Source organism: Lebetimonas sp. JH292 (genome assembly GCF_000523275.1).
Taxonomy (GTDB): domain Bacteria; phylum Campylobacterota; class Campylobacteria; order Campylobacterales; family Nautiliaceae; genus Lebetimonas.
Map to the genome: position 1 here is coordinate 1,215,448 of NZ_ATHQ01000001.1, position 24,636 is coordinate 1,240,083.

The window sequence follows — 24,636 nt, forward strand, 5'->3', positions numbered from 1 at the left end:
AATGAATGGCTAAAAAAAAGTGTAAATGCGAATGTCCCGAGGGTCTACCGGCTTGGTTGGGAACATTCGGGGATTTAATGAGTTTACTTTTATGTTTTTTTGTTTTGCTTCTTTCAATGTCCACTATGAACGCCAAAAAGGTTCAAGAAGCCATAGGCTCTCTTGCAGGTGCACTTAGTGTGCTTGAAGGAGGAGCTAAAACCGAGGTTAGTAAAAACAGAAACCAAATAGCCACTCCTATTGAAGAAAAACAGGAAACTTCCCAAACTGTTAACAAACTTTCAAAAGCTATTCAGGAATTCAGACAGTTTACATCGGGTTCAAGAGGTCCTTCAATTACATTGGAAGAAGGCGAGGAGGGCTTTTTTATAAGGCTTCCCGCCGATATTACATTTAAACCGGGAAGTGCTGAAATTACAGATGAAGATGCATTGCTTTTTTTAAAAAGAATATCACTGATTATAAAAGAATATCTTCCTAAAAATATTGACATTCAGATAAAAGGATATACAGATAACACCCCTCCACCTCAAACGTCTCCTTATACGGATAACTGGGAATTAAGTGCGGCAAGGGCACTCAGCGTGCTTAAAATTTTAATAAAAGACGGAGTCAATCCAAAACAGCTGAGTGCTGCGGCATACGGCGAATATCATCCGATTGCAAGTAACGACACACCTGAAGGAAGAACAAAAAACAGAAGAGTTGAAATATGGTTTTTTGCGAAGAAAAAAGAACTTCAAAACAAAGTTCAAAAATCAGTATTAGATAAAGCTAAATGAAAAAAATATTATTAATTTTTTTCCCTGTTTTGATTTTTGCGGCGGCAGTGCATATTCCAACGGTTAATTTGTCATTAAGCGCCCCCGATAATCCTAAACAGCTTGTAAGTACGTTAAATATAGTCATCTTAATGACTCTGTTGGTACTGGCTCCGAGCATTGTACTTGTAACCACATCTTTTATAAGAATAATTGTGGTGCTCGGTTTTTTGCGCCAGGCTCTCGGAACCCCTCAATCGCCTCCAACGACACTTTTGGTTTCATTTGCGCTTATTTTAACGTTTTTTATAATGGAGCCGTATGCAAAGCAGTCTTATAATAACGGAATAAAACCGTATATGCAGGAAAAGATAGGATATGAACAGGCTTATGAAAGAAGTGTCAAACCTTTTAAAATGTTTATGATAAAAAATACACGTGAAAAAGATTTGGCTCTGTTTTACAGAATAAGACATCTTCCAAATCCGAAAACAGTTAACGATGTGCCTTTAACAATTTTAGTCCCTGCTTTTATGTTAAGTGAGCTTAAAACGGCTTTTGAAATAGGGTTTTTAATTTTTTTACCTTTTTTGGTAATCGATATGGTTGTCAGCAGTATTTTAATGAGCCTAGGGATGATGATGCTGCCTCCTGTGATGATTAGTTTACCGTTTAAAATTTTAATATTTATTTTAGTTGACGGATGGGATTTGGTTGTAATGGGACTGGTGCAGAGCTTTAAATAAGGATATAGGATATAGAATATAGGATTTAGGATTTAGGATTTAGGATATAGGATATAGGATTTAGGATTTAGGATTTAGGATAGAGTAAAAATGAAAGGAAATAAATGACTTGCAGCAGTTTTGGTAAATGCGGAAGCTGTGTATTATGGGAAATCCCATATCTTAAACAGCTTGAAATGAAAAAAGAGAAGATAAAAGAGATGTTTAAAGATTTTAATATACCTGAAATTGAAGTCATAAATGATAAAGACGAGCATTTCAGGGCGAGGGCTGAATTTAGAATCTGGCATGAAGGAAGTGAGCTTTTTTATGCGATGAGAAAAAGAAAAGAGGAGGGAAGGGGTGTAATCCCGATTGATGAGTGTAAAATAGTGGATAAAGCGATTTATGACGTAATGCCTAATTTGCTAAAAGAGATAGAAAAAAGTGAAAATTTAAAAAACAGGCTTTATGAAATAGATTTTTTAAGTAATTCTTTAGGTGCGCTTATTGTTACTTTAATTTATCATAGAAAAGTGGATGAAAGTATTGCAGAAGATATTAAAAAATTAAAAGAAAAATTTAAAAAAATTGATTTTATTGTTAGAAAAAAAGGCAGAAAATATGTTTTTGATAAAAATTATTTGATTGATAAGCTTGATATTAACGGCAATATATATAAATATAAAATAATTGAAAATACATTTTCACAGCCAAACAGAAATATAAATAAAAAAATGATTGAGTGGGTTTTAAAAAATGCGGATTTAAAAGGGGATTTGGTTGAATTATATTGTGGAAACGGAAACTTTACAATTCCGCTTAGCGAAAAATTCAATAAGGTAATAGCAACTGAAATTAATAAGGAAAGTATTGAAGCAGCGACTTTTAATGCCGAAATAAACAATAGAAAAAATATAACTTTTCTTGCTATGAGTGCTGCTGAGTTTAGTTCACTAAAAGAGGAAAAATCTCCTCTTCTTGCAAAATACGATTTGAAAAATGTTTTTATAGACCCTCCAAGGGCCGGACTAGACGACAAATCAAGAAAATTTGTAAACAGTTTTGAAAATATTATTTATATATCATGCAATCCGGAAACCTTAAAAAGGGATTTAGAAACTCTGGCTAAAAAAAGAAAAATAAAAGCATTTGCATTTTTTGACCAGTTTCCATATACCAATCATATGGAATGCGGAGTGATATTAGAAAGTGAGTTGTGAGAAGTGAGTGGTGAGTAGATAAAAATGATTGGTTTTAACGATTTAGCAGGAGAGATTTTTTTAATTTTATTGTTTTTAGGAATAACTATTGGTGTTATTATTGCTGATAAGATAAGGAGAAAAAAATGAAAGTTTTAATAATAGGCCCTGGAGGAGTTGGGGGGTATCTGGCTTATAAATTAAAAAAATGTTCTAATTATGTAAGTGTTATAGGAAGCAGGGGAAGCGTTAAAAAATTAAAAATAAAAGATGTTGATAAAACTCAGGAAGTTGAATTTGACCCTTTAATAGAAAAATATGATGTGGTTTTTGTAACTGTAAAAAGTTATCATTTAAATGAAGTTATAGAAACAATCCAAAAAATTTTTAAAAAATGCAATTGTAGTACCTGTTTTAAACGGAATAGGGCATTTCGAAAAATTTAAAGACTTTAATTTTAAAAAGTCCTGTATTTATATACTTTCAAATAAAGAAAACGGAATCATTCATAAAAAAACATCTCTTTTTTATTTATGTATTGAAGATAATGAAAAATTAAAAGAAGTTTTTAAAAACTGCAATGATTTAAAAATAAAATTCAGTGATAATATTGACAAAGATATTTGGAAAAAGTATCTGTTTATCTCTACTTTTGCGACTTTACAAAGTTTTTATCAAAAACCGACCGGCTGGATTATGGAAGAAAAAAGAGATGAGGTGGAAAAATTTTTGGATGAAGTTATAAAAATAGCAAAAGAAGAGGGAATTGATTTAAGTGATGAAAAAGAAAGAGTGATAAAACAGGCGCTAAATATACCTTATAATTCTAAAATGAGCATGCAGATTGATTTTGAAAATGGCAGTATTACAGAAGTGGATAATTTAACAGGTTTTTTGGCTAAAAAGAGTAATTTTATCAATAAATACTATAAAAAGTTAAAACAATAATTTTTCATTTTTCACTTTTCGTTTTTAATTTATTTAAATAACTCTCAAGTATTTTTTTAGCAGCCAAACTGTCAATTCTTCCATCCCTTTTATATTTTATTTTTCCTTTTATCTCAACTTCTACTAAATTGCTTGTAAAACTCTCATCTACAAACTCTATTTTTCCGTTAAAATTAATTAAAGATACAAAATGTTTTATTCTTCTTTGCATCTCTTCATTCGTTTTAGGAATTCCCACCACTAAAATGTCGGTTTTATACTCTTTAAGTAAATTACTTACTTCCCTTGCGGCCTGGTTTCTGTTTTTTCTTATAACGGCATTTAAGGGGATGACAACCGATTTATCAGGGGTGTAAGCTATACCTATTCTTTTAAGTCCTACATCTATTGTAACAATTTTTTCCATATTTTTACCTTTTGTTCTAAATTCATTCTTGCATTTAAAGGACTTGGACTTGGCAGATACAATGGAGAATGTAAAAAGGAAAATGAAGAATTTTTGAAATGTTTTTTTATAATTTTTTCAGCAGTTCTTGAAGTAAGTGCTAATTTTTTTATATTTGGATATTTTTTAAGTAAATTTTCAATATCACAAGCTTTTATGATTTCCAAATTGTCATCTCTGCTGTTTTTGTCTTTTCTTTTGCATTCACATATACTGTCCCACAAAGCAATTTTATGTTTTTTTAAAAAAGAAATTTTTTCCTGGATGGCGTAAGGTTTTTTATCATTATAAATAATTGCCAATATATCCCAGAACTGGTTTTTGGGATGGGAATAATAAAAACTGTTTTCAAAAGATTTGATTGACGGAAAAGTTCCAAGAATTAAAATTTTACTTGTTTTAAAAATTATTGGTTCAAATGGATGAATTAGTCTTCCATTTTCCATTATTTATTATCCATTAAAATATACTTTTCCATTTTTTATTTCAACTTCAGAGTTTAATTCCATTTCATAAATTCTTGAGCCGTAAAGTTTCAGGGCTTCATTTAAGGATAAAATTTTTTCATTAGAACTGATTCCCAAATTTTTACAAAATTCATCTATATCCCAAATAACCTCCGCCTGATTTGTTTTTGCAATATAGTTGGTGCCAGCGCTTTCACCGATTCTCTGCGGAATAACATAAACTTTTTTATTATATTCTTTTGCCCATTCAAAGCTTCTCATGCTGCCGCTTTTTAATGATGCCTGGGTAATTATTACAAATTTTGAAAGTTTTACAATAATTCTGTTTCTTTCAAGAAATGTATGTTTGTAAGGTTTGTAATTTTTTTCATACTCACTGATGGCAAGAGCTTTTTTGTAAACGGATTTTATTAAATTTTCATTTTGTTTTGGATAAATAATATCAAGTGAGGAAGGGGAAACAAAAACAGTGTTTGGGAAAGAGCCTCTGTGGGCCTGAGTATCCACCCCCAAAGCGCCGCCTGAAATTATTACAAATTTTTTTGAAAGTTTTTTTGCCAAAAGATATGTGATTTCTTTTGTGTATTTGCTCGCTTTTCTGCTGCCTACAATGGCAATTTTTTCTTTTTGTAACAGTTCAATGTTACCTTTGTAAAACAATTCAAATTCATCAAATTTTAATTTTTCATCTTGGCTGCTTTTTAAACAGCTATATGAGTTTAATTCGATTTGTTCATTTTCACTCATTCCATTATCCATTCTCCATTTTTCACCGCTCACTTTTCATTTTTTGTTTTTAATTCATAAAGTTGATTTATTGTTATTACATCAACATTTTTTAAAATATTCTGTGATTCATTTAAAGCCTCAATGGTTGTTTTGTGCGGATGCCCTATGGCAATGGCATATCCTCTTTTTCGGGCTATTTTAACCGCTTTTTTAAGCTGGTTTTGGATATAATTTATATCCGGTTTGTTATCTAAAAATATATTTCTTTCAAAAAAGGGAATATGATAAATTTTTTCTGCATCTCTTGCCTTTGAATACGGTGTTGTTCTTGAATCTACAAATCCTAAATTGTCTTCTTTTAAAACTCTAAAAAGTTTTTCCATTTCAACTTTATCGGCAGTAAATTTGCTTCCTGTATGGTTGTTTATAAACTCCGCTTTCGGAAACCATTTTTTTATTTTATCAATTCTTTGTTTTATTTGGGAATAAGACCAGTCTGTATCTATTGTGTCCGGTTCAGGATGTGCAAACGCAAGTGCTTGCATAGGTACATGAACCATGTAATCTTTGAATTCTTTTGCATAAACAGGGGTGTGGGGATGAATTTTTGTGGGTGGAAAAAACGAAGGTGTCGCTTCAAAAGGCAGATGTTTAATAGCTTTTACCTGATATCCGAATGAAACATCGTCCAAAATAATTACAAGTTTCGGTTTTTTGGTCTTTAATTTAACCGTAACCGCTACAGTGGGTTTTGTTTTTTTATAATGTTTATGAGCTGTTTCATAATCTTCTATTTCAGAAGGAAGATTATATGATTTTTTATTATTTTGATTCAGCTGATTTGAAAGATTTTTAATTTTTTTTTCAAGCATGGATATTACATTTTGTGTTTTTTGCAGGGATTTTTTATTTGTGTTTTCTCCTATATAAACACCCGCAATAAAAAAACTTAAAGAAAAAATTGCCAGTAAAAGTATATAAACAATATATCTTAAACTGTTTTTTTTTGAATTTTTTCGTTTTTTTTTCATTTTTTAAGAATTATCTCAATTTCTAATGTTTCAATGTTTTGGTTTGAATTTGTTTTAATACCGATGTCTTTAATATCCACATATTTTTTTACAACGTTGATTAAATCATGTTTCATTTCATCCAAATTGTTGATTTTTGTATTTGCTCTTTCATATGCAAGCATCATCATAAGTCTGTCTTTTGCGATATCTTTTGATTTTTTCTTTTTAAACAGCTCAAAAAAACTCATTTGAATAATCCTTTAAGCTTAGAGAAAATACCTTTTTTTTTGGTTAAATCCAAAAATTCAATTTCTTCATTTTCTATTCTTTTTGCAATTCTTCTGTAAGTCTCCCCGACCAATGAATTTTCATTAAGTGCAATCGGTTCACCAATGTTGGTTGAACGTACAATTTCCTCATCATCCGGAATTATTCCAATAAGTTCAAGTGCCAATATATGCAAAACATCTTCGGTTGAAAGCATTTCGCCTTTTTCGACAAGTTCGGGTTTGATTCTGTTTATTATAATTCTTTTTTCAACTTCTTCTCCAAGTTGAGCTTTTTTGCTTTTGGCATCTATTATGCCTATAACCCTGTCGGCGTCCCTGACAGAAGAAATTTCTGGGGTTGTGACCACTAAGGTCATATCGGCAAGATAAATAGAATGTTCGAATCCGCTTTCTATTCCTGCAGGTGAATCGATTAATATATAATCAAAATCTTTTTTCAATTCGTTGATTAAATTTTCAACTTTATCTTTATCGAGTACCGTTTTGTCTTTTGTCTGACTTGCAGGCAGAAAATGCAAATTATTTGTACGTTTGTCTTTTATTATAGCCTGGGCTAAATTGCATCTTTTTTCCATTACATCAACGACATCATAAACAATTCTGTTTTCAAGGCCCAATATCATATCAAGGTTTCTAAGCCCTATATCAAAATCTATTGCAATAACTTTTTTGCCGTTTTTAGCCAAAGCCGTGGCAATATTGGCGGTTGTGGTTGATTTACCGACTCCGCCTTTGCCGCTGGTAATAGTAATAACTTTTCCCATTTTTTCTCCTATCCCGAAAAGGGATTAATTTTTATTTGGATCTACAATTTTGTTTTGGGTAATCCAAGGCATCATAGCTCTTAATTTTTGTCCTGTTTTCTCAAGTAAAGAATCTTTCATATTATTTCTCTCAGCAGTCATTCTTGGATAGCCGGCCATTCCTTCAAGTATAAAATCTTTGGCGAATTTACCGTTTTGAATTTCTTTTAAAATCTGTTTCATAGCTTTTCTGCTTTCTTCGTTAACTACTTTTGGCCCGCTTACATAATCCCCGTATTCCGCAGTGTTTGAAATAGAATATCTCATATTTTCAAGACCGCCTTCAAACATCAAATCAACTATGAGCTTTAATTCATGAAAGCATTCAAAATATGCCATTTCCGGTGCGTAACCCGCTTCGACCAATGTGTCAAACCCGGCTTGAACGAGTGATGTTACACCGCCGCATAAAACTGCCTGTTCGCCAAACAAGTCAGTTTCTGTTTCATCTTTGAATGTTGTTTCAATTATTGCAGTTCTTCCTCCGCCGATTGCACTTGCATAACTGAGGGCTAACTGTTTTGCCTCCTCACCGCCTTGATATACAGCAATTAAATCCGGAATTCCTCCGCCTTTTACAAATTCGCTTCTTACAGTATGCCCCGGGGCTTTAGGGGCTATCATAATTACTTTTAAATCAGCTCTTGGAATTATTCTTCCGAAATGAATATTAAATCCGTGTCCAAATGCTATTGCAGCGCCTTCTTTTAAATTAGGTTCTATTTCTTTATAATAAACACTTCTTTGAATTTCATCAGGTAATAATATCATTACTACATCTGCACCTTTTACGGCTTCGCCCACTTCTTTTACTTCAAATCCGTAATTTTTGGCTTTTTCCCATGATTTGCCACCTTTTCTAAGACCCACTGTTACATTAACCCCTGAATCTCTAAGATTAAGTGCATGGGCATGACCTTGACTTCCAAAACCTATCATCGCAACTTTTTTGTTTTGAATAATGCTCAAATCACAGTCTTTGTCATAATAAATATTTAATGCCATTTTATCTCCTTTTTTTGGAATTATATCAAATATTTTGTTATAATTTAGTAATTTATTTGAAGGGGCCTTTTTGAGAAAAATAATGTTATACTGATTTTTTTACTTCTTTGTTTTATGCAGAAACACCTTTGATTTTAAAAAAGGATACTATTCACAAATTTGTATGAACAGATGGAATTATATCAATAAATATGTGAATAAAAGGGAGGATTTACTCTCTCTTGTAGCTTATGCATGTCTTAAAAAAAGATATCTAACACCTGCTCTTGATTTGGCAAAAGTGTTAAAAACAACCTCAATGGGAAGAAAAAATGCCACTTATATAACAACTCTTTTTTTAATGAAAAGATTAATACTCGAATATATTTTTGACGATATAAATTTAAATAATATAAAACTTCCTTTTATAAATGACAATTTATTGGGAATTGTGTTTAATTATATACAGACAAAAAAAGTAAAAAAAGAAAAAAGTAAGATTATAATTTTTGATAGAAATAAAAAATACATCGTATTTCCAAATAAAAATTATAATATTGTAATTAAAGAATATTTAAACAATAAACTTATAAAAAAGGAAATTTTTTGGTAGAAACAGATAAAATTTTTTTGGATAATTTGCTAAAAAACAGTGAAATAACACAAGAGCAATATAGTAAAATTCAGGAATTATTAGAAAAAAACCCTAAGGAAGATGTGTTAACGTTTTTATTTAAAAACGGGTATATTACAAAAGAAGTATATTTGAAATATCTTTCTAAAAAATATTCAATAAACTATATTTCAGATTTAAGTTCCATAAGATTAAAAGACATTCATATTCCTGTAAATATTTTAAGACAGGCTATGGCCGTTCCTGTGGAAAAAAAATATGATAAGATAAAAATTGCCGTTGCAGACCCGCTTGACTGGAACGCACAGGCAATTTTAAAGAGATTTTATCCAAATAAAGAAGTTGAATTTATATTGGGGTTAAAAGAAGATATTTTAAAAGTTTTAAAACTGCTTGAGAGTAAAGAAAAAGTAAAAGAGATTATAAATGATATAAAGAAAGAATTAAAAGGAGCTGAGATAACCGGAGGGGAATCAGCGGTTATGAGACTTATTAAATATATTATTGTCTCCTCTATTGAAAAAAAAGCAAGTGATATTCATATTGAGGCTGAAGAAGACGGAGGGGTTGTTAGAGTCAGGGTTCTTGGGGATTTATATGAAGTGCTGGATTTTGATATGGATATTTTTAACGCCCTTGATTCAAGAATTAAAATTCTCGCCAATATGGATGTTAGTGAAAAAAGGAAGCCGCAGGACGGTTCTTTTTCCATGGAAATAGGTAAAAATAAATTTGATTTCAGGGTTTCAACCCTCCCCACAATTTGGGGAGAGAGTATCGTTATAAGAATTCTTGATAAAAGGAGCATTCTTAAAAAAATAGATGAAATAGGAATTACATCAAAAAATCTTGAAATTATAAAAAAAGCCCTTTCTCAACCTAACGGTATTTTTCTTGTAACCGGGCCTACAGGCAGTGGAAAAACAACAACTTTGTATGCGGCTTTGCATGAAATAGCAAAAGTAAACAGAAAAGTTATCACTGTTGAAGATCCGGTAGAATATAAATTACACGGGATACAACAGGTTCAGGTGAATCCAAAGGTTGATATGACGTTCGCAAATGCCCTAAGAAGCATATTAAGACAAGACCCGGATATTATAATGATAGGGGAAATCAGGGATTTAGAAACACTTGAAATCGCAATCAAGGCCGCTTTGACGGGCCATTTGGTTCTTTCGACACTTCATACAAATGATGCAGTAAGTTCAATTCAGAGAATGATAGATATGGGTGCGGATGCTTTTATGGTTGCCGCTTCTTTAATCGGAGCCGAAGCTCAAAGGCTTGTAAAAACAATATGCCCTTACTGTAAAACAAAACATAAACCGGAAGATATTTATTTAGACCCAATTAAAAATTTAATTCCTAAAGATGCCGTTTTTTATAAAGGTAGGGGGTGTGAGCATTGCAATTTTACAGGATATGGAGGCAGAACACTGATAAGCGAAGTATTTTTAGATGATGAAAAGATGGAGAGTTTAATAAGTAAAGAACAAGAAAAAATAGATATAATGAATTATTTAAGAAGCAAAGGTTACCAGAACATGTTTTATGACGGACTGGTAAAAGCTCTAAAAGGAATTACTACATTAGAAGATATTTATAAGGTGGCAAAATTATGAAATATTTTAAAGCGAGATATATGTATAAAGGAGAAAAGGAAGATTTAATATTTAAAGCGTTAAACAAAGCGGAAGCTATAATTATGAAGTTCCTATGCCTTTTGATGAAAAAATAAAAATCTTCAAAGATATTGTTTTCAATAAAATTTTAAGAAGAAAATTAAATTATCCGGCTTACATAGGTTCAATAAGACAACTTTCTGTATTGATAAAAGCAGGGATTTCCCTTAAAGATGCCCTTGAAGATATATCCTCCCATACAAAAGATTCATTGATTTCTGAAATTTTTGCAAAAGCGGCAGAAGCCATAGACAGCGGTAAAGGGCTTTCAGAAGTATTTGAAGAATATGAAAATTATGTAGGTGGAATTTCCGTCGCTATGATAAGACTCGGTGAACAGACTGGAGATTTGGTGGCTGCCCTTGAATCTTTGGCCGGAATTTATGAAAATATGTATGAAAATAGAAGAAAAATGATAAAAGCCCTTCGTTATCCTGTTATTACCCTTATTGCAATAGCAGCAGCTTTTACATTTTCCCTTTGCCTACCAGAATATTGCTTTGGGCGGAGCATGTTTTATCAAATTACGGTTTTTATGTGCTGTTTGGATTTATCTTAATTCTGGTTTTGATTTCATTTTTGTATAAAACATCAATTAAATATAAATATAAAGTTGATAAAATTTTATTAAAAACATATTTAATAAAAGATGTTATTGAATATGCAACTTTAACAAGGGTTCTTAATACTTTGTCGTCTTTAATCAAAAGCGGTATTCCTTTGGTTGATGCTTTGAAAATTACCGAAGGCATCGTCGAAAATGAAATTATAAAAGAAAAACTAAGAGAAATTATTAAAGGTGTTAATCAGGGAAGAAGTTTTGCCGAAATGGTAAGTGAAACCAATTTTGTAAATTATGTAGCTCTTAGGATGATAAGTGCCGGTGAACAATCAGGAGAACTTGATAATATGCTTGAAAGTGCCGCAAAATATTATGCAGATAAATTCCAGGATATTGTTGATAATATGCAGGCATTAATTGAGCCAATAATGTTGGCCGTAATAGGTGCAATGGTGCTTTTCCTGGCACTTGGAATATTTTTGCCTATGTGGGATTTGGCGAGTGCGGCAAAAAAGGGAATGTAATTATTTTTCAAATTTTTCCAAATAATCATCCTCTTCATCTTTTTTTTTATTTATTTTGTAATTTTTATATCTCGGGTCGTTTTTTATTTTATCCCATTCTCTTTTTAATTTGTCATATTCTTTTTTTATATTTAAAATTGCGGCTGCAATTCCCCAAAAAACACCAAACCACAATAGCCATATTTGATGGAAAGTGTTTTTAAGCCATAATCCTATCCCAACTCCCATTAATACCGCAACAACTATAGAAATGCCCAAAGAAAGCTTTTCGGCACCTCTTACGGTTTTTCCCAGATTTCCTTTTTTTTGCATTAAATTTCTTTTGCAATTTGTTTGTAAGTTTTTATTGTGTTTTGTATATCTTCGTCATTCATAGGAGCACAGATAAAGCCTGTTTCATATGCGCTTGGTGCAAAATAAAAACCGTTTTTTAACATTTTATTATGAAATAATGCGTATCTTTTTGTATCACTTTCATTTACCTCATCAAAATTTTTTGGATTTTTAGAATTAAAGAAGAATCCGAACATACTGCCCATTACATTATAAGTAAATTCAATTCTGTTTTCTTTTGAAATTTCGGCAAATCCCTGCATTAATTTTTGCGCTTTTTTTTCTAAATCTTTATAAATTTCGGGATTAGATTTCAATTTTTTAAGTTGAGCAAGTCCTGCACTCATAGCCACTGGATTGCCTGAGAGTGTTCCTGCCTGATATATTGGGCCAACCGGACTTAGTTTTTCCATTATTTCTTTTTTACCTGCAAATGCCCCAACTGGCATTCCTCCACCTATTACTTTACCAAAAGTTACAATATCTGCTTCAATTCCGTATATATCAAAACTTCCTCTAAGAGATGCTCTAAATCCGCTCATTACTTCGTCAAAAATTAAAATTGCTCTGTAATGATTGCAAATCTCTCTGAGTTCACCTAAAAAGTCAGCGTCACCTGGTACCAAACTCATATTTCCGGCAATCGGTTCTATTATTACACATCCCACATTACCGTTTTGAAAACATTTTTTAACACTTTCAATATCATTATATTTCGCAAGAAGTGTATGTTTTGTAAAATCAGTCGGAACACCTGGAGAACTTGGTGTCCCGAATGTAGCGGCGCCGCTGCCGGCACTGACCAACAGTGAATCGCTGTGTCCGTGGTAACACCCTTCAAATTTTATAATATCGTCTTTTCCGCTGACACCCCTTGCCAGTCTTATGGCGCTCATTGTAGCTTCTGTGCCTGAGCTTACGAATCTTATTAAATCCAAATGCGGAAATAGTTCCAATACTTCTTTTGCCAAATCTATTTCAACTTTTGTAGGGGCTCCGAAACTTGTTCCTTTTTTTACGGCTTTTATAATTGCATTTTCTATTTCCTTGTCACAGTGTCCGAAAATAAGCGGACCCCAGCTTTGTATAAAATCCAGATATTTTCTGCCTTTTGTGTCATATATATATGCCCCTTTCCCTTTTTCAATAAAAGGAGGTTCCCCTCCGACACTTTTAAATGCCCTAACAGGTGAATTAACTCCTCCCACGATATATTTTTGTGCTTCTTGAAATAGATTCATTTTTTTACCTTTTTTTTGTTACAATTATACTAAAAAGGGAATACAATGAAAATCGATGCAAAACTTGTTGAAAAATTGGAAAATCTTTCTATGCTTGAGATAGCCGATAAAGAAAAAATGGCTGAAAATTTGGCAGAAATAGTAGAATTTGTTGAAATGCTACATGAAATAGACACAAGTAAAATAGAAGCTACTTTTTCAACATTAAACAATCCTACACCTTTAAGGGAAGACGAAGTTAAACAAAGTGATGTTATCAAAGATGTTCTTTCGCATGCACCAAAATCAAAAGATGATTATTTTATAGTTCCTAAAATAATCGAATAGGGAAAATCATGGCACTTAATTTTACATTAGAACAGCTTTTAAAAAGTATTAAAGATTATAATGCAAGTGATTTGCATTTAAATGTTGATGCAGAGCCGATGTTAAGGATTGACGGAAAATTAACACCTTTGAATCTTCCAAAACTTACAAAAGAAGATGTTTCTTCGCTTTGTTATTCTGTTTTATCAGAAAAACAAAAAGCGAAATTAGAAGATGAACTTGAACTTGATTTTTCTTTTGAAATACCAAAAATTGCAAGATTCAGGGCCAATTATTATTATGAAAGAGAATCTTTGGCAGCTGCATTCAGGATTATTCCTGAGAGACCTTTTAGTCTGGATGAATTACATTCTCCCGAAGTATTTAAAAAATTAGTAAAGCATGAAAAAGGTCTTGTATTGGTAACAGGGCCTACGGGAAGCGGTAAATCAACCACTCTTGCCGCTATGATAAAAGAAATAAATGATAATTTCAGAAAGCATATTATTACCATTGAAGATCCGATAGAATTTGTTCATCAGCATAATAAATGCTTAATTTCCCAAAGAGAAGTAAACAGAGATACAAAATCGTTTCTCAGGGCTTTAAGGGCATCTCTGAGGGAAGACCCGGATGTTATATTAATCGGTGAGATGAGAGACAAAGAGACAATAGGCGCCGCAATTACAGCGGCAGAAACAGGGCATTTGGTTTTTGCAACACTTCATACAAATTCGGCAAGTCAGACTATAAACAGAATTGTGAATGTATTCCCCGCAGAAGAACAGGACCAGATAAGAACCCAGCTTTCAATGGCTATTTTATCGGTTATTTCTCAGGCTCTTTTACCAAAAATAGGGGGAGGAAGAATTGCGGCTCATGAAATAATGATTAATAATCCAGCAATCGCAAACTTAATCAGAGAAAATAAAATTGCCCAGATATATTCACAAATGCAGCTTAATCAGGGTGTAACAGGAATGCAAACAATGAATCAGGTGTTGGCAGAACTTGCAATGAGACATATAATTGATAAAGATACAGCCATGGCTTATAGCACAAAACCGGAAGAGCTCAGAAAATTAATAGGTGTTTAATGGAAAATTTTTTAGTCTCTTCTTATGATTATAAATTACCTGAAGGTTTAATTGCCAAATACCCTGCGAGTCCCAGGGATTTAGCTAAACTTTTGGTCTACGACAGAAAAAAAGATAAAATAATTCATACAGTTTTTAAAAATATTTTAGATTTCACGGGCGAGAGTACTTTTATTTTTAATAATACTAAAGTAATAAAAGCAAGAATCTTTGGAAAAAAAGAGAGCGGTGGAAAAATAGAATTACTTTTAAACAGGCCTTATAAAAACGGTTATCTGGTTTATATTAGGGGAAAAGTAAAAGCAGGCAGCAAACTTTATTTTGATAATGGGCTTATGGCTGAGGTAAAAGAGCTTTTAGAAGACGGAAGCAGAATAGTTAGTTTTAAGTTAAAAGTTGAAAGTGAAAAGTGTAAAGCATTGGATTTTTTAGAATTAATTAATATTTTAGAAAAGATAGGGCATGTTCCGTTGCCTCCGTATATTAAAAGGGAAGATGAACAAATTGATGAATTGGAATACCAGAGTATTTTTGCCAAAAAAGAAGGGGCTGTTGCAGCGCCTACCGCTTCACTTCATTTTACGGATGAATTATTAAAAAAAATAAAAGAAAAATATTTTTTAACGCTTCACGTAGGGGCCGGAACATTTAAACCTGTTGAGGTTAAAGATATAAGAAAGCATAAAATGCACAGTGAATTTTACGAAATTCCTGAATGTACAGCTAAAATTTTAGATTCAAATAAAGAAATAGTGGCAGTAGGAACAACCGTGACAAGAACAGTGGAATATTATGCAAGAGAAAAAAAATTAAGCGGAGAATGCGATTTGTTTTTGCATCCCCAAAATCCTCCCATTAGGGTCAATCATCTGCTTACAAATTTTCATCTTCCAAAATCAACGCTTATAATGCTTGTGGCAAGTTTTATAGGCAGAATTAAAACTCTTGAAATTTACAAAGAGGCAATAGAAAAAAAATACAGATTTTACAGCTACGGTGATGCAATGCTTATCATATAAATTTAGTTAATTAAACTCAATTTATAATTTAACTATTTTTGCTCCGTATCCTCCCATATGTGGGGGTGCGTCTGTAAAACTTTTTACTAAAGGATGATTTTTAAGAAGTTCGGTTATTCCTTTTGCCAATATTCCTTTTCCCATACCGTGATAAATCCATACTTCTTCAAGTCCCGCAAGCGCGGCATTGTTTAAAAATTCTTCTGTTTTTTCAATTGCTTCTTCCATTCTCAAGCCGTGTAAATCAAGTTTTATATCGGCCTTAACAGCTTTTGGTTTTGAAATTTTAATTTTTTCTTTTTTTATAGGTGCTTTATAATATTCCAGCTGATTTTTTGGAATCAGAAGTTTTTTGCCTTCAATATTTACAAGTGCGTTTTTGCCTTTAATTTCCAATATTTCACCCACTGAACTTTTGAATTTTACCTTGTCCCCCACTTTAAATTCTTTATTAATTTCTTCTTTTTTGATTTTTATTTTTTTATATATTTGATTTGCCTCGTTTAATTTTCTGTGGGCATCGCCTGTAGATTTTGCCTTTATGACTTCTTTCGCCGCTTTTATTGCGTTGTTGAATTCTTTTAGAAGTTTGTTTTTTTCTTTTGTTAACGATTCGTTAAATTCTTTTTTTTGCAAAAGAAGGGATTCTTTTAATTCTTTTGTGTTTTTAAGTTCCTGATTTAATTCGTTCAGTTTTTTATTGTATTCATATTGGGCATTTGCGGCCTTTTCTATCAATATGTCAAGTTTTTCCAAATCTTCGGAATATTCCTGTTTGGCTTTATTTATTATATTTAAAGGAATTCCATATCTTTTTGCCGTTTCAAACGCAAAGCTTCTCCCGATAGTTCCTTTTATAAATTCATATGTGGGCTTTTGCTGTTTTTCATCATAAACAGCGGCTAATAATTCCACATCTTCGTGTTTTGCAAGTAAAGAGGCAAGTCTTTTATGATGTGTAGTAATTACAATCCTGTTTTTTTTCATAATTTCTTCAATAATTACTTTAAACAGTGTTGCTGCTTCGTTGGCATCTGTCCCTAGTTCAATTTCATCCACCCCTATTAAATAATCTTCTTTTCCAAAAACTTCTTTAAATTCTTTTATTCTTCCCGCAAACGTAGAAATATCGTTTTTTACATTTTGGGGGTCTTGTATAATTGATTTTATCTCTTTAAATGCGGGAATAATTGAAGTTTCCCTTGTTTTCATCGGAAGAAGGTGTTTTGCCATAAAAGCGGAGCTGAGGATTGATTTTAGAAGCATTGTTTTACCGCCGGCGTTAACCCCGGTGATAATCAACACCTGCTTATCCCATTGCACGTTTACAGGTTTGCAACCGCTTAAAGCCGGATGGCAAAAATCCCTTAAACAAAATTTTTTGCTTTTTTTAGGCAGTATAAAATCCTGATATTCATTTTTTGCCAAAAATATTCTTGCCTGCAAATGGTCGAATTTGTCAAACTCAGAATTAATAAAATTTAGAAATTTGACCCATTTTCTAAAAATACTGCTAAATTCCCTTGATTTTTTTTCTAAAAATTCTTCTTTTAAAGACAATAAATCATCTATTCTTTTTTTAAGTTTCCCTATACTTCTTGGAAAAATGTAAAAAAATCCGCTTTGGCTTCTGCCGAGGATTTCCGCATCGATTATTTTGTTAAAGCCGCCTCTTAGAAGAAGTGTTTCTTCATCTCCTTGCAGATGTATCTGTTTATCTACCAAAAAAGGCTCAAGTTTTTTTGAATTTATATATTTGTAAAGTTCCTGACGTATCAGGGTTTTTACTTCTTTTATTTTTTCATTTATTTCGTCAAGTTCTATAAATCCGAATACTTCGCCTTTTTTATTATAATGCAGTGTCAGTTTTTTTATTTCAGAGGGAATTTCAATTTTATCGAACCACTCAGCTAAATCTTCCCAATTTCTTGATTTTAAATAGTCAAAATAATTGATAATTTTTACAAATTCAAAAATTTGAGAATGGCTTAAATCACCGTATTTTTTTAAATGAATCAGCTCTTTATCCAGATTTTTAACCTCAGGCGGGCTTTTGAAATCTTTGTTTTCGAGTTTTTTAAGATATTTATAAAATACATTAATATCGCCGTTTAGTTTAAAATCTTTTTCCCTTGCAAAAAGTGAATAGAGTCTGTTTATATAATCACTTAAATCGAGCTTTTTTACCATTTAGATTTCATCCTTTCTTCTATTTCCATTTAGTTATTGCTAATATTCTTTAATAAAATTTATATATTCATTTTTATAATTTACATAATTTTTTGCATTTTGATAAATTTTTTCAACTTCCCCGTCTGTCAAGCTTCTTGCAACTTTGGCGGGACTTCCGAGAATTAGACTTCTTGGCGGGAATTTTTTGCCTCCTGTGACCAGCGCACCGGCTCCAACTATCGATTCATCCCCGATTTCAGCACCGTCAAGTATTGTGGCACTCATTCCGATAAGACACGCATTCCCAATTTTACAGCCGTGCAGCATTACTTTATGCGCTATTGTTACATCATCCCCGATTATTGTAGGAAATCCGTCACCAATTTTTTTCTCTTTTTCAAAATGTGTAACATGTATCATTGACAAATCCTGAATGGAGACCCTTTTCCCTATTTTTATATAATGAACATCGCCTCTAATTACACATCCAAACCATACGCTTGAATCATCTCCTATTTCCACATCACCGATTATATCCGCACCTGGGGCTATCCATGCACTATCGGCAATTTTTGGAAAAGAATCTTTATATCTTAAAATCATTGTCTCTATTTTTTAAATGTTTTATTATCAGATTTATTTTAAAATCAGCTTTTTTTAATTTCTTCTATTTTATCCCTAATCATTGCAGCTTTTTCGAATTCCAACTGTTTTGCCGCCTCAATCATCTCTTTTTTCAGTTTGGCTATGATAGATTTTTTCTCACGGGGCGGAATTTTATTTTTGTTTTTAAGCTCTTTCGCTATTGCCTCGTAGCCTTCCTCTTTTAAGCTTACATCAAGTTTTCTTATTGTGCTTTTTGGTGTAATTTTATGTATTTTATTATATTCTTTTTGTTTGATTCTTCTTTTTAGCGTTATTTTTATTGCATTGTACATAGATTTTGTAATTTTGTCTTTTAATTTTTCAAGTTTTTCTAAATTATCATCTAAAATAATAGGTTCAGTAATTTTATTTGCAAACATAATTACTCTTCCGTTTACATTTCTTGCAGCCCTTCCCATTGTCTGAATCAGGCTTGTTTCACTTCTTAAAAAACCTTCTTTATCTGCATCAAGTATTGCAACTGTGCCAACTTCCGGCAAATCAAGCCCTTCTCTTAGCAGGTTTATCCCTATTAAAACATCAAATTCCCCGCTTCTAAGTCCCCTAATTATCTCATTTCTTTCAACCACATCAATGTCGCTATGCATATATTTTACTTTTATTCCGAGTTCCAGATAATACTTCTGCAGCTCTTCCGCCATTTTTTTAGTAAGAGTTGTAACCAAAACCCTTTCATTTTTTGCTGTGGCTTCTTTTATTTTATCATGCAGTGTTGCCACCTGATTGTTGCTTGGATACAGCTCAATTACCGGGTCCAAAAGACCTGTAGGTCTTATTATCTGTTCGGCAACGCAGGTTGAAAGATTTAATTCGTATTCATTGGGGGTAGCCGAAACAAAAAGATAATGGGGCGCTTTATTTATAAATTCATCGAATTTATAAGGTCTGTTGTCTAATGCGCTTGGAAGTCTGAAGCCGTGTTCTACCAATACCTCCTTTCTTGCCCTGTCCCCGTTGTACATTCCCCTGAATTGAGGCAGGCTTACATGGCTTTCATCCACTATTACCAAATAAGGTTTACCTTTTATTTCAAAATAATCCAAAAGCGAATAAGGCGTTTCTCCCGGTTTTTTACCTGTAAGATGCCTTGAATAATTTTCTATTCCCTTGCATGTGCCCGTAGTTTCAAGCATTTCAAGGTCAAATTCGCATCTTTGTTTTAGTCTTTGATATTCTATTATTCTTTCGTTTTCTTCATAAAATTTTAGTCTCTCCTGCAGTTCTTTTTCAATGGAATTTACAGCCTCGGCCAGCCTGTTAGCCCCAACGATAAACTGGTTGGCCGCATAAACGGTTATTTCTTTTAAGTTTTCGAGTTTTTCATTTGTAAGATAATCTATTGTATAAATTCTATCAATCTCATCTCCGAAAAATTCAATTCTTATAACATCATCTTCAAAATATGTAGGGAAAATATCGATAACTTCCCCGTTTACCCTGAAATTTCCCCTTTCAAAATATTTGTCGTTTCTTGTATATCCCATGGAAAGGAGTCTAAGCATAAAGTCTCTTTGGTTTATTTCATCTCCAACGGCGATTTTCGCTACCATTTTTTTGTATTCTATCGGGTTACCGAGGCCGTAAAGTGCGGATACGCTTGCCACCACTATAACATCATCATATTCCAATAAGCTTGCCGTGGCTGAAACCCTGAGCCTTTCAAGCTCGGCATTGATGGAGCTGTCTTTTTCTATATACAAATCCTGTCTTGGCAGATATGCCTCCGGCTGGTAATAATCATAATAGCTTATAAAATATTCCACATGGTTTTGCGGGAAAAAATCTTTAAATTCACTGTACAGCTGGGCTGCGAGTGTTTTATTGTGTGTAAGTATTAAAGTGGGAATTTGCAGATTTTTAATTATATTTGCCATTGTGAATGTTTTGCCGCTTCCAGTTACACCTATTAATGTGTTGTACCTGCTTCCTTTTTTAATGCATCCGGTTATTTTTCCTATTGCTTTTGGCTGGTCGCCGGTTGGAGCAAATTTTGAATTTAATTTGAACAAATCTCTCCTTTTTATTATAATTATACCAAACCAACATTAAAGGGATATTATGGACTTACTTACAAAATTAAACGAAAAAATTGACGGACTTTTGCAAAAATATGAAGAGCTTACAAAAGAAAATGAAAATTTAAAATTAGAGCTTGATAATATAAAAGAAAAATTAACAAAAACTGAAAGTGAGCTTCTTGAATGCAGGGAGAATATGGCTTTAAAAGAGCTTGAACTTGAAGAAGTTGTCGGAAAAATTGAAGCAATACTCGCTAAATGAAAAAAATTTCTTTAAAAGTGCTGCGGGAAAAATTTGAAATAAATCTGGAGAATGAATTTTTTGAATATGTAAAAGAAGATTTAATCAAACTTCAAAACCCAACTCCAAAAGAGCTTCTGTTGTTGATACTGGAGAAAAACAAAAAAGAGTATGAAATACTAAAAAAAATTGAAAAATTTGGGAGAGAGGGTGAATAAAACAGCCTTCACTATGCTTGAAATGATTTTTATTTTAGTAATTTTAGGTATTTTAGCAGCGGTTGCAATTCCAACAATCGGACAACAGGCTCATGAAGCAAATTTGATTTCGTTTGTAAGGACATTAAACAGAACTACTGGTGAAGATTTGTGGGCAAAAAGTATAAGTGAAGGTCATCACGGGGATATAAGCTATATTTATTCAATAAAAGATAGGATAACTTTGCCTCCTGAAATTAACGGCAGCGATATTGATCTGAAAGATTGTAATTCAACAACCGAATATCACGTAATTGCTAAATCAAATGAAAGTGTAACTCAAAAATGATACAAAATTGAATGTAAAGACGGAACCGCAAAAAGTGCTCCATATTTTAGATTAATCAGAGTTGAGGATAATAAAACTTTAGTCAGTAGAGATATAATTTTTAAAACAAAATTAAGGAGTCAAAATGAAAAAAGCGTTTACTATGATTGAGCTTATTTTCGTTATTGTTATTTTAGGTATTTTAGCAGCGGTTGCAATTCCAAAATTTCTTGGTGTTGCACAACAGGCCCATGAAGCTAATTTAAAAACGTTTGTAGGAACATTAAATAGAAAGTTAAATATACAATTGTGGTAATGCGAACCAGTCACCAAACTTTATTTAATACAAAAAAACACTCCAGTTTCTACAATAAGAGCCGCAATTTCTTCTTACTTTTTTTGAAACTATCTTTGCTTATCCTGTTTCCAAAACAGACAATATGCTGAAATGGGACGGGAACGGAACTGATTATAATGTCACATATCAGGGTAAAACGATTTATTTTTATTATGATAAAAATACGGATAACGGAATTTTAACTGTAATCTGTTTAGATGATGTTTTATGAAATAGCAATTCTTAACACCCCGAATATTTTTACTTACAAATCCGATAAAATTTATAAAAAAGGCGATATTGTCGAAATTCCCCTCAAAAACAGAATAACTTACGGGTATGTTTTAAAAACAGTAAGCAAACCGGATTATGAATGTAAAGAAATAATTGATAAAAAATTTTATTTTAATGAAAAATATCAGAAAATTATTGAATTTATAAGTAAATATTATTTTTGCGGAGTCGGAGAGGCGGCGGGAAAGTGAAAAATGTAAAGTGAAAAGTGAAAAGTAGATATTAAACTCAGTGAAAAACAGAAAGAAGCGCTTGAATTTTTAAAAAAAGAAAATGTTTCTGTTCTTTTTGGAGATACCGGAAGCGGAAAAACAGAAATTTATATTAAACTTATTGAAGAAACCATAAATCAGGGTAAAAAAGCTCTTTTTTTACTTCCGGAAATTGCAATTACCTCCCAGATGGAAAAAAGGCTTAAAAAATATTTTGGCGAAACACTTGCAATCTGGCACAGTAAGATTACTAAAAATAAAAAACAGCAAATTCTAAACAGTCTGGATAATATAAAAGTAATCGTAGGCGCAAGAAGCGCTTTGTTTCTGCCTTTTGAAAACCTGGGGCTTATAATTGTGGACGAAGCGCATGATGATAGTTATAAATCCGAACAAACTCCAAAATATAATGCAAAAGATTTGGCGGTTGCTTTTAATAAATTTTTTGGGGTAAAAGTGGTTTTGGGAAGTGCAACACCGCTTGTAAGCGACTTATACAAATTTCCTTATTTTAGACTTAAAGGCACTTTTTATGGTAGCCGTAAAACACGTTATTTCAGGGAAAGTTTTGATAAATTTACCATAAAAAAAATATCTGAAAAATTAAATCAAAATAAACAAATTATTATTTTTGTCCCAACGAGGGCTAATTTTAAATTTATGATTTGTAAAAACTGCGGCGAAGCCGTAAAATGCAAAAACTGTGATATTGCCATGAGTATTCACAAAGATAAAAGGGCTCTTGTATGTCATTACTGCGGATATATCTCCCCTATTCCAAAAACATGCCCAAAGTGCGGGGGAGACGAATTTATAAATGAAAGAAAAGGAACAAGTGAGATTGTAGAAGAATTAAAACAAATTTTCCCTGAAGCTAAAATAGAAAAGTTTGACAGGGACATAATAACTTCCAAAAGCAGGATAGACAAGCTGTTAAAAAGATTTGAAAACCGTGAAATTGATATACTGGTTGGAACTCAGATGCTAAGTAAGGGGCACGATTATCCGGATGTTGCTTTGAGTATAGTAACGGATATAGATTTTATTTTGAATACGCCTGATTTCAGGGCGAGGGAGAGGGCTTTTTCCTTAGCCGGACAGGTTGAAGGTAGAGCTGGTAGAAAAGAAGACGGAGAGGTTATTGTCATTACCCAAAATAAAGAATTTTTTAATAAAAGTTATGAAGATTTTTTTGCTGAGGAAATAGAATACAGAAAAGATTTGGGGTATCCCCCTTTTTCAAGACTTGCAAAAGTAGAATTTACTGATAAGAAAAAAGAGGTTGCACAAAAAAATTTAAAAGAATTTATTAAATGTATAGGAAATAAAGAGGAATTAATTGGTTTTGGAGAAGCTCCGATTTTCAAGCTTAAAAACAGATACCGCTATTTTGCCCTTTTTAAAGGTAAAAATCTTCATAAAATTATTTATCCCTGTATTGATTTGGCAAAAGCAAAAGTTGATATGGACCCCGTAAGTTTTATTTAAATTTTTTCGTTATTTATATGCAAATAATAAAAAAACTACAAAGTAAAAATATTACAGCTCAGTGCTTCATTTTGCTACAGCATCACTCAAATTTTGCTAAAAATTGCAAACAGCTTCGCACGCCTAAGGATTAGGTGCAATTTTTTAAAAATAAAATTTTTGCTAAATTTCGCAACACTGTAATATTTTTACTTTTTCGTTATTTATTCAGTTCTAATTTTTTGCGTTATAATTTTGTAAAATTAATTGTCTAAAAAGGTATCAGATGGATTTACAAAATTATTATACAAACAAAGATGAAGAATTTTTGAAAAAAAGCGATTTAGTGATTTTTTGGGGTGAAAAACCAAGTAAATTAATTAAAAATTATGCGGTTATAGGCGGAAGCGACAAATTTTCAAGAGTGGATATACCAAAAAGAAGTGAAAAACTGCCTCTTTTGCTCGCCAGATTAGCCTATGTATTTGAAATATATGATGAAAAATTAAAAGATGATGCCGATTTTGAAGATTTTGTTGAAATAGTCTTAAAATCGGTAAGGGTAAAACAAAATATTCAAAAACACACAACAACCCTTGAAGAGATAGCAGGGCTTTTGTATTTAATAGACAATGCCCAAAAAATTTCTTTTATTATAGGCGAAACAGAAGAAGAAGAGATGGAAAATATGATGAGTTTTGTTAAAATGCTTGATAAAGAAATAGGAATTTTTTCAAAATCACCATTGATTGATATAGAATTTTACGGAATATGATTATTTTATTTACAAAAAGCCTAAAATATTAGCACTGACTAAATACGCTGGGCAAAGTGCAAATTTTTTAACGCTTCATAAAGACTAAAAAGCATCTACGCTGCCCTACGGGTTAAGTGCACTTTTTTTAACGTCTTTATTTCGCTAAAATTTGCAATTGT

The 24,636-nt window shown here is 32.1% G+C and carries 32 protein-coding genes; 20 read left to right on the forward strand and 12 right to left on the reverse strand.

Annotation, left to right across the window (positions count from 1 at the left end; all coding sequences use genetic code 11):
* Positions 1-5: 5 nt before the first annotated feature.
* From DZ64_RS0107610 to DZ64_RS13450, 5 genes are all read left to right on the forward strand, one after another.
* Positions 6-782: an OmpA family protein gene (locus DZ64_RS0107610; protein ID WP_024790081.1), complete on the forward strand. Its 777-nt coding sequence runs from the start codon at positions 6-8 to the stop codon at positions 780-782.
* Positions 779-1,507 carry a flagellar type III secretion system pore protein FliP gene (gene fliP / locus DZ64_RS0107615; protein ID WP_024790082.1) on the forward strand — a complete coding sequence of 243 codons (729 nt, stop codon included), beginning with the start codon at positions 779-781 and terminating at the stop codon, positions 1,505-1,507. The genes DZ64_RS0107610 and fliP overlap by 4 nt, the downstream gene beginning before the upstream one ends.
* A gap of 104 nt (positions 1,508-1,611) precedes the next feature.
* The gene (gene trmA / locus DZ64_RS0107620; RefSeq protein WP_051430012.1) at positions 1,612-2,709 is read left to right on the forward strand and encodes a tRNA (uridine(54)-C5)-methyltransferase TrmA; all 1,098 of its coding nucleotides are present in this window, start codon (positions 1,612-1,614) and stop codon (positions 2,707-2,709) included.
* Between the two features lie 125 nt (positions 2,710-2,834).
* Positions 2,835-3,134 carry a ketopantoate reductase family protein gene (locus DZ64_RS13445; RefSeq protein WP_024790084.1) on the forward strand — a complete coding sequence of 100 codons (300 nt, stop codon included), beginning with the start codon at positions 2,835-2,837 and terminating at the stop codon, positions 3,132-3,134.
* Between the two features lie 196 nt (positions 3,135-3,330).
* Entirely contained in the window at positions 3,331-3,636 is a 306-nt protein-coding gene (locus tag DZ64_RS13450) for a ketopantoate reductase family protein (protein ID WP_236618741.1), read from the forward strand.
* Between the two features lie 4 nt (positions 3,637-3,640).
* Here the strand turns inward: DZ64_RS13450 and ruvX are convergent, their stop codons facing one another.
* Genes ruvX through ilvC form a run of 7 tightly spaced genes read right to left on the reverse strand, consistent with a single transcriptional unit; the run spans position 3,641 to position 8,388 of the window.
* Entirely contained in the window at positions 3,641-4,042 is a 402-nt protein-coding gene (ruvX, locus tag DZ64_RS0107640; protein ID WP_024790086.1) for a Holliday junction resolvase RuvX, read from the reverse strand.
* Positions 4,021-4,527 (reverse strand): DNA-deoxyinosine glycosylase, encoded by a 507-nt coding sequence (locus DZ64_RS0107645; RefSeq protein WP_024790087.1) that lies wholly within the window; start codon positions 4,525-4,527, stop codon positions 4,021-4,023. Before DZ64_RS0107645 ends, ruvX begins: the two co-directional genes overlap by 22 nt.
* Before the next feature lie 6 nt (positions 4,528-4,533).
* Positions 4,534-5,307, reverse strand: a complete 774-nt coding sequence (locus DZ64_RS0107650) for a DNA-processing protein DprA (RefSeq protein WP_236618689.1) — start codon at positions 5,305-5,307, stop codon at positions 4,534-4,536.
* 17 nt (positions 5,308-5,324) lie between these two features.
* Positions 5,325-6,308, reverse strand: coding sequence for a divergent polysaccharide deacetylase family protein (locus DZ64_RS0107655; RefSeq protein WP_024790089.1), 984 nt, complete (start codon positions 6,306-6,308; stop codon positions 5,325-5,327).
* Entirely contained in the window at positions 6,305-6,538 is a 234-nt protein-coding gene (gene minE / locus DZ64_RS0107660) for a cell division topological specificity factor MinE (protein WP_024790090.1), read from the reverse strand. Before minE ends, DZ64_RS0107655 begins: the two co-directional genes overlap by 4 nt.
* Positions 6,535-7,344, reverse strand: coding sequence for a septum site-determining protein MinD (gene minD, locus DZ64_RS0107665; protein ID WP_024790091.1), 810 nt, complete (start codon positions 7,342-7,344; stop codon positions 6,535-6,537). The genes minE and minD overlap by 4 nt, the downstream gene beginning before the upstream one ends.
* Positions 7,345-7,368: 24 nt before the next feature.
* Positions 7,369-8,388 (reverse strand): ketol-acid reductoisomerase, encoded by a 1,020-nt coding sequence (gene ilvC, locus DZ64_RS0107670; protein WP_024790092.1) that lies wholly within the window; start codon positions 8,386-8,388, stop codon positions 7,369-7,371.
* A 163-nt stretch (positions 8,389-8,551) separates the two neighbouring features.
* Between ilvC and DZ64_RS0107675 the strand changes: the two genes are divergently transcribed.
* The 4 genes from DZ64_RS0107675 to DZ64_RS13460 all read left to right on the forward strand — a co-directional run bounded on the left by DZ64_RS0107675 (position 8,552) and on the right by DZ64_RS13460 (position 11,772).
* Positions 8,552-8,980 carry a hypothetical protein gene (locus DZ64_RS0107675; RefSeq protein ID WP_024790093.1) on the forward strand — a complete coding sequence of 143 codons (429 nt, stop codon included), beginning with the start codon at positions 8,552-8,554 and terminating at the stop codon, positions 8,978-8,980.
* Positions 8,974-10,626 (forward strand): GspE/PulE family protein, encoded by a 1,653-nt coding sequence (locus tag DZ64_RS0107680; protein ID WP_024790094.1) that lies wholly within the window; start codon positions 8,974-8,976, stop codon positions 10,624-10,626. The genes DZ64_RS0107675 and DZ64_RS0107680 overlap by 7 nt, the downstream gene beginning before the upstream one ends.
* Positions 10,627-10,720: 94 nt before the next feature.
* On the forward strand, positions 10,721-11,245 hold the full coding sequence (locus tag DZ64_RS13455) for a type II secretion system F family protein (RefSeq protein ID WP_236618690.1): 525 nt from the start codon (positions 10,721-10,723) through the stop codon (positions 11,243-11,245).
* Complete coding sequence (locus DZ64_RS13460; protein ID WP_236618691.1) at positions 11,224-11,772, forward strand: type II secretion system F family protein; 549 nt, start codon at positions 11,224-11,226, stop codon at positions 11,770-11,772. The genes DZ64_RS13455 and DZ64_RS13460 overlap by 22 nt, the downstream gene beginning before the upstream one ends.
* On the opposite strand, the gene DZ64_RS0107690 is transcribed toward DZ64_RS13460, so the two are convergent.
* Together DZ64_RS0107690 and hemL are read right to left on the reverse strand one after the other, a co-directional pair.
* Positions 11,773-12,084 (reverse strand): AtpZ/AtpI family protein, encoded by a 312-nt coding sequence (locus DZ64_RS0107690; RefSeq protein ID WP_024790095.1) that lies wholly within the window; start codon positions 12,082-12,084, stop codon positions 11,773-11,775. It lies immediately after the preceding gene.
* The gene (gene hemL / locus DZ64_RS0107695; RefSeq protein ID WP_024790096.1) at positions 12,084-13,346 is read right to left on the reverse strand and encodes a glutamate-1-semialdehyde 2,1-aminomutase; all 1,263 of its coding nucleotides are present in this window, start codon (positions 13,344-13,346) and stop codon (positions 12,084-12,086) included. The genes DZ64_RS0107690 and hemL overlap by 1 nt, the downstream gene beginning before the upstream one ends.
* A 45-nt stretch (positions 13,347-13,391) precedes the next feature.
* Between hemL and gatC the strand changes: the two genes are divergently transcribed.
* Genes gatC through queA form a run of 3 tightly spaced genes read left to right on the forward strand, consistent with a single transcriptional unit; the run spans position 13,392 to position 15,768 of the window.
* Positions 13,392-13,673, forward strand: a complete 282-nt coding sequence (gatC, locus tag DZ64_RS0107700; RefSeq protein WP_024790097.1) for an Asp-tRNA(Asn)/Glu-tRNA(Gln) amidotransferase subunit GatC — start codon at positions 13,392-13,394, stop codon at positions 13,671-13,673.
* 8 nt (positions 13,674-13,681) lie between these two features.
* Positions 13,682-14,749 carry a type IV pilus twitching motility protein PilT gene (locus DZ64_RS0107705; protein WP_024790098.1) on the forward strand — a complete coding sequence of 356 codons (1,068 nt, stop codon included), beginning with the start codon at positions 13,682-13,684 and terminating at the stop codon, positions 14,747-14,749.
* Positions 14,749-15,768, forward strand: coding sequence for a tRNA preQ1(34) S-adenosylmethionine ribosyltransferase-isomerase QueA (queA, locus tag DZ64_RS0107710; RefSeq protein ID WP_024790099.1), 1,020 nt, complete (start codon positions 14,749-14,751; stop codon positions 15,766-15,768). The genes DZ64_RS0107705 and queA overlap by 1 nt, the downstream gene beginning before the upstream one ends.
* 21 nt (positions 15,769-15,789) lie before the next feature.
* On the opposite strand, the gene DZ64_RS0107715 is transcribed toward queA, so the two are convergent.
* From DZ64_RS0107715 to uvrB, 3 genes are read right to left on the reverse strand one after another with little or no spacing between them, the layout of a single operon-like run.
* Entirely contained in the window at positions 15,790-17,958 is a 2,169-nt protein-coding gene (locus DZ64_RS0107715; protein WP_024790100.1) for an endonuclease MutS2, read from the reverse strand.
* Positions 17,959-17,997: 39 nt separating this feature from the next.
* Entirely contained in the window at positions 17,998-18,543 is a 546-nt protein-coding gene (locus DZ64_RS0107720) for a gamma carbonic anhydrase family protein (protein WP_024790101.1), read from the reverse strand.
* Between the two features lie 44 nt (positions 18,544-18,587).
* A complete protein-coding gene (uvrB, locus tag DZ64_RS0107725) occupies positions 18,588-20,615 on the reverse strand; it encodes an excinuclease ABC subunit UvrB (protein ID WP_024790102.1) in 2,028 nt (675 codons plus the stop codon).
* 49 nt (positions 20,616-20,664) lie between these two features.
* Here uvrB and DZ64_RS0107730 point away from each other — a divergent pair, with 49 nt between their 5' ends.
* From DZ64_RS0107730 to DZ64_RS0107760, 8 genes are all read left to right on the forward strand, one after another.
* Positions 20,665-20,886, forward strand: a complete 222-nt coding sequence (locus DZ64_RS0107730) for a hypothetical protein (protein ID WP_024790103.1) — start codon at positions 20,665-20,667, stop codon at positions 20,884-20,886.
* Complete coding sequence (locus tag DZ64_RS0107735; RefSeq protein ID WP_024790104.1) at positions 20,883-21,083, forward strand: hypothetical protein; 201 nt, start codon at positions 20,883-20,885, stop codon at positions 21,081-21,083. Before DZ64_RS0107730 ends, DZ64_RS0107735 begins: the two co-directional genes overlap by 4 nt.
* A 13-nt stretch (positions 21,084-21,096) precedes the next feature.
* Positions 21,097-21,411: a type II secretion system protein gene (locus DZ64_RS12810; RefSeq protein ID WP_024790105.1), complete on the forward strand. Its 315-nt coding sequence runs from the start codon at positions 21,097-21,099 to the stop codon at positions 21,409-21,411.
* A 124-nt stretch (positions 21,412-21,535) separates the two neighbouring features.
* The gene (locus DZ64_RS12815) at positions 21,536-21,706 is read left to right on the forward strand and encodes a type II secretion system protein (RefSeq protein WP_084029363.1); all 171 of its coding nucleotides are present in this window, start codon (positions 21,536-21,538) and stop codon (positions 21,704-21,706) included.
* Between the two features lie 124 nt (positions 21,707-21,830).
* Positions 21,831-21,959 carry a hypothetical protein gene (locus DZ64_RS13775; protein ID WP_255327522.1) on the forward strand — a complete coding sequence of 43 codons (129 nt, stop codon included), beginning with the start codon at positions 21,831-21,833 and terminating at the stop codon, positions 21,957-21,959.
* Positions 21,949-22,212 (forward strand): hypothetical protein, encoded by a 264-nt coding sequence (locus DZ64_RS13465; protein WP_236618692.1) that lies wholly within the window; start codon positions 21,949-21,951, stop codon positions 22,210-22,212. Before DZ64_RS13775 ends, DZ64_RS13465 begins: the two co-directional genes overlap by 11 nt.
* Positions 22,213-22,242: 30 nt before the next feature.
* Complete coding sequence (gene priA, locus DZ64_RS10925; protein WP_236618742.1) at positions 22,243-23,721, forward strand: primosomal protein N'; 1,479 nt, start codon at positions 22,243-22,245, stop codon at positions 23,719-23,721.
* Positions 23,722-23,986: 265 nt separating this feature from the next.
* Positions 23,987-24,475, forward strand: coding sequence for a hypothetical protein (locus DZ64_RS0107760; RefSeq protein WP_024790106.1), 489 nt, complete (start codon positions 23,987-23,989; stop codon positions 24,473-24,475).
* Positions 24,476-24,636: the final 161 nt, after the last annotated feature.